Below are 5621 nucleotides of genomic sequence, written 5' to 3' on the forward strand. Positions count from 1 at the left end.
GCCGTACAAGTGTTTGCAAAATAGGTGGAATTTGGGTATCCTAAAGATTGTGACCCTAGAAATAGGGAATTCGTTTAAATTAGGGGGCAATAGTTTGGCTAATAAAACTACTGAATATGATGCATCCTCAATCAAAATTCTGGAAGGCTTAGAAGCGGTCCGGAAACGGCCAGGGATGTACATCGGTTCAACCGATACCCATGGTTTACATCACTTGGTATGGGAAATCGTAGATAATGCAGTTGATGAAGCTCTTTCAGGTTTCGGGAATCACATTGAAGTCACCATTGAAAGTGATAATTCGATTACCGTTCAGGATCATGGGCGAGGGATGCCAGTCGGAATGCATGCTAGTGGCAAACCCACGCCAGAAGTCATTATGACCGTTTTGCATGCGGGAGGAAAATTCGGCCAAGGGGGCTATAAAACTTCTGGGGGATTACACGGAGTCGGTGCCTCAGTTGTCAATGCCTTGTCGACCCATTTAACTTTAACCATTGTTCGTGACCATGTCCGTTATCAAGAAGAATTCGCCGATGGTGGTCATCCGGTGGGAACGCTTAAAAAGTTAGGCAAAACTAAAGATGATAGTGGGACCACCGTTAATTTTAAACCCGATCCCGCGATTTTTAGCACGACCGTTTATGATTACAATACCTTAGCCCGGCGTCTTCGTGAATCTGCCTTTCTTTTAAAGGGCGTAACCATTACTTTAACTGATCAACGCGCTGGTCAAGAACAAAGGGATGTCTTTTACTATGAAAACGGGATTGAAGATTTCGTAGAATACCTGAATGAAGATAAAGATACGCTTGGTAAAGTATTATCTTTTAGTGGAAGTCAGGATGGCATTGAAGTTGATGTCGCCGCTCAATATAATGACGGCTATTCTGAAAATGTCTTATCATTCGTTAATAACGTGCGAACTCCAGACGGGGGGACTCATGAAGCTGGTTTTCGTGCGGCCTGGACGAAAACCTTTAATGATTATGCACGTAAGATGGACCTGCTAAAAGACAAGGACAAGAATTTAGAAGGAAGCGACGTGCGGGAGGGGTTAACGGCGGTCGTTTCCGTACGTGTTCCAGAAAATGTCTTGCAGTTTGAAGGGCAAACCAAGGAAAAATTGGGAACTCCGGAAGCCCGTAAAATTGTGGATAGCATTGTGAGCGAACAATTAGGCTATGCTTTGATGGAAAATGGCGACTTTGCTCAAATGTTAATTCGTAAAGCCATTAAGGCCCGGCAAGCTCGAGAAGCAGCTCGTAAAGCTCGGGATTTAACGCGTTCTGGTAAACGAAAGAGCCGACAGGAACGGAATTTATCTGGGAAGTTAACCCCTGCTCAATCGAAGAATGCGGCCAAGAATGAATTGTTCCTAGTTGAAGGGGATTCTGCCGGTGGATCGGCCAAGCAAGGTCGAGATCGAAAATTCCAGGCGATTTTGCCATTACGGGGAAAGGTCTTAAATACTGAAAAAGCTAAACTTGATGATGTCCTTAAAAATGAAGAACTCAATACCATTATTTATACCGTTGGCGCTGGGGTAGGTTCGGAATTTAATGTAGAAGATTCAAACTACGACAAAATCATTATTATGACAGATGCTGATGATGATGGGGCGCACATTCAAATTCTGCTATTGACCTTCTTTTATAAGTATATGCGACCAATGATCGAAGCGGGGAAGGTTTATATTGCCTTACCACCACTGTATAAATTGCAAAAAGGCTCGGGCGCTAAGACGACCATTACCTATGCTTGGACTAATGAAGAATTAACCCAAGTTTCGAAGCGCGTTGGGAAAGGGGCTAGTTTACAACGTTTTAAAGGTCTTGGTGAAATGAACGCGGACCAATTGTGGGGAACGACCATGAATCCAGAAACTCGGACTTTAATTCAAGTCCGAATTGAAGATGCTGAATTAGCTGAGAAACGCATTACCACTCTTATGGGTAACAAGGTAGAGCCACGACGGGACTGGATTGATCATCATGTCCAATTTACGATGACTGATGATGAGGAATCAGATCAATTAGTTGATACCAAAGGACAAGCCCTACCTGAAGTTGAACCAACTATCAATACTTGGGATCAAGGATAAATTAAGAAAGGAGGATGACCATGCCTGATTCAAAAATTGAAGTCATGAATTTAGAGGCGATTATGGGTGATCGCTTCGGCCGGTATTCAAAATCAATTATTCAAGAGCGGGCCTTACCAGATATCCGCGATGGCTTAAAGCCTGTCCAGCGTCGGATTTTATTTGCTATGAATAAAGACGGCAATACCTACGACAAAGGTTTTCGAAAGTCTGCCAAGTCAGTCGGGAATGTCATGGGTAATTTCCACCCCCATGGGGATAGTTCCATCTATGAAGCCTTGGTTCGTATGAGTCAAGACTGGAAATTGCGTGCGCCCCTAATTGAAATGCATGGTAATAATGGGTCCATGGACGGAGATCCACCTGCTGCGATGCGGTATACTGAAGCCCGGCTGGCGCAAATTAGTGGGTTGATGTTAGCAGACATTGATAAAGAAACGGTTGAAATGACCTGGAACTTTGACGATACGGAGAAAGAACCCACGGTCTTACCGGCACGGATTCCCAATCTGTTTGTAAATGGGGCCACGGGGATTTCAGCGGGTTACGCAACCGAAATTCCGACTCATAATCTAGGTGAGATGATTGATGCTAGCATCTATTTGATTGACCACCCCAATGCTAGTCTGGATAAATTAATGGAATTTGTACCAGGACCTGATTTCCCGACTGGCGGGATTATCCAAGGGGTCAAAGAAATTAAAAAAGCTTACGAAACCGGCCGCGGTCGCGTGGTTGTTCGGGCCAAAACGGCCATTGAAGATTTGCGTGGTGGTCGTCAACAGATTACCGTTACCGAAATTCCATATGAGGTTAACAAGGCCCAATTAGTTAAGCGGATTAACGATTTACGAATCAATAAAAAAGTTGAAGGGATTGCGGATGCTCGTGATGAAACTGATCGCAATGGTTTAAGAATTGCGATTGAATTAAAACGGGGAGCGAATGCTACAGGAGTATTAAATTATCTCCTTAAAAATACCGACCTGCAGATTAACTATAATTTCAACATGGTAGCGATTGATGATCAACGACCAATGCGGGTGGGCTTAAAACACTATTTAGCATCTTACGTTGATTTTCAAAAAGAAATTGTTACTAAACGGACCCGTTTCGATCTGAATAAGGCCCAAGCTCGCCTTCATATTGTGGAAGGTCTGATCAAAGCTTTATCCATTCTTGATCAAGTGATTAAGACGATTCGGGCTAGTAAGAATCGACGTGATGCCCAGGATAACTTAGTAAGTGCTTATCAATTTACGCAGCGGCAAGCCGAAGCAATTGTTGCCTTACAACTTTATCGGTTAACCAATACGGATGTAACCGCCCTTGAAAATGAGCTAGCTAATCTTAATGAACGGATTGCAAAATTCAAACAAATCTTGCTTGATGATCATGAATTAGCCCTTGTAATTAAGCAAGAATTACGCGCAATTAAAAAATCATTTGATAGTCCTCGCCAGACGCAAATTGAAAACGAAGTGCAAAAGCTGACTGTCGATACTAAGATTACGGTGGCTAATGAAGAGGTCATGGTTTTAGTTTCGCATGCTGGTTACATTAAACGGAGTAGTATGCGATCCTTTAATGCTTCTGACTTTAGTGATAACGGTTTACGGGAAGATGATTATCCGCTTTTGGTAACGAAGACCTCGACTTTAAGTCATTTATTTATGTTTACTAATCAGGGAAATGTGATTTACCGTCCCGTCCATGAAGTTATGGATGCCAAATGGAAAGAAACCGGTGAACATATTTCACAAACAATTGGTTTAGCCGACGATGAAGAAATTATTACGACTCTGGTTGTTGATCAACTCGAACAAGCCGGTTCAATTTTGATGGCTTCTAGTGATGGTCAGGTCAAACAATCAGCTTTTGCGGACTTCAAGCCTGGTTCTCGATACAAATCTCGACCAACCTTAGCTTTCAAATTAAAATCCAGTGATGCTAGAGTCGTAGCAGTGCATTATTATGATCCGCTAGGTCCTAAACAGTCCTTAGTAGCGATTTCTAAAGCCGGTTATGGATTACGATTTGCCGTTGACGAACTTCCAGTTACTGGCCTCCGTACTTCTGGAGTAAGGGCCATTAATTTAAAAGATGATGATCAATTGGTTGATTTGGCCTTAGTTGAAGAAAGTGATCATTTAGCACTGATTACGCAACGTGGGGCCTTTAAAGAGATGTTGGCCAGTGATTTGGAACTCGGCGCTCGGGCCCGTCGTGGTAACCTTGTTTTGCATAAACTAAAGAAAAATCCACATGAAATCGCGGACTTTATCGGTCATGCTGCTGATTATCAAGGAGCCTTGGAAATCATTACTTCACGACCAGTCTTTCAAGATGTTTTAGTAGCTGACCATCATTTAGGAACGACTAAATCAAATGGTACCTTTGTAATCGATACCGATACTCAAGGGGTTCCAGTTCTGATTCGGAAAAAAATCATCATCAGTCAACCTAACGATGATGAGCATGAAAATGATCAATCCATTGAACAATTAACCTTATAGTTGAGTGGGCAAATCGTCCTTGATCGTGATATGATAAGAATGTTAAATTAAAGCTTTCCAGGAGGAATTTCATTTATGAGTAAAGAATTAGTTTTCGGTCATCAAAATCCTGATACTGATACCATTGCTTCAGCGATGGCTTATGCCTATTACCAAAACCAATTAGGTTACGAAGCGGAAGCTGTAGCCTTAGGGGAACCTAATGATGAAACCAAGTTTGCTTTAGATAAATTTGGATTTGAACCATTACGGGTGATTGAAACGGCTGCTAACGAAACTGACCAAGTGATGTTAGTTGACCATAATGAACCCCAACAAAGTGTTAGTGATATTGATCAAGTCACGGTCACTCATTTGATTGACCACCACCGGGTTAACGGTTTTAATACTTCTGCTCCTTTATTCATGTCAGTTCGCCCATATGGGTCAGTAAGTACCATTTTGACAGAAATGTTCCAAGCTAAGAACATTAACATTCCAGCTAATTTAGCAGGAATGTTGTTATCTGGTTTGATCTCTGACACCTTACTCTTAAAGTCACCAACAACGACCGATCATGATCGCGAAGCATTGACTTACTTGGCTAACTTAGCCCAAGTTGATGCTAACGACTATGGGATTCAAATGTTGAAGGCCGGGACTAATTTAGCTGCTAAATCAGACGAACAAATTGTTGATGGGGATGCGAAGACCTTTGAATTGGGTTCATCTAAGGTTCGGATCGGTCAAGTTAACACTGTTGACCTAGATGACGTGTTCTCTCGTCAAGCTGACCTAGAAGCTACCATGAAGGCTTTGATGGATGCTAATGGTTATGACACCTTCTTATTAGTAGCTACTAACATTTTGGATAGCGATTCCGAATTACTCTTTGTGGGAGCTAATGCTGATAAGGTTGAGGCCGCCTTTGAAAAGAGTTTAAATGACCAAAACCGGATGGATTTACCAGGAGTTGTTTCCCGGAAGAAACAAGTGGTTCCACCATTAACGGCCGCTTTTGA

3 protein-coding genes are annotated in these 5621 nt (G+C 42.4%); all 3 read left to right on the forward strand.

What is annotated here, in order from left to right:
• The first annotated feature begins 94 nt into the window (after positions 1-94).
• Positions 95-2104 carry a DNA topoisomerase IV subunit B gene (gene parE / locus PS3_RS00820; protein WP_007121701.1) on the forward strand — a complete coding sequence of 670 codons (2010 nt, stop codon included), beginning with the start codon at positions 95-97 and terminating at the stop codon, positions 2102-2104.
• A 20-nt stretch (positions 2105-2124) separates the two neighbouring features.
• Positions 2125-4620 (forward strand): DNA topoisomerase IV subunit A, encoded by a 2496-nt coding sequence (gene parC / locus PS3_RS00825; RefSeq protein WP_007121702.1) that lies wholly within the window; start codon positions 2125-2127, stop codon positions 4618-4620.
• A 75-nt stretch (positions 4621-4695) separates the two neighbouring features.
• The coding region (locus PS3_RS00830; protein ID WP_040467827.1) for a manganese-dependent inorganic pyrophosphatase at positions 4696-5621 on the forward strand (926 nt) is incomplete at its 3' end.

Source organism: Limosilactobacillus gastricus PS3, assembly GCF_000247775.1.
GTDB lineage: Bacteria > Bacillota > Bacilli > Lactobacillales > Lactobacillaceae > Limosilactobacillus > Limosilactobacillus gastricus_A.

Coding starts and splice junctions, on each gene's coding strand:
- parC (WP_007121702.1), top strand. CDS start 2,125: ATGCCTGATTCAAAAATTGAAGTCATGAATTTAGAGGCGATTATGGGT.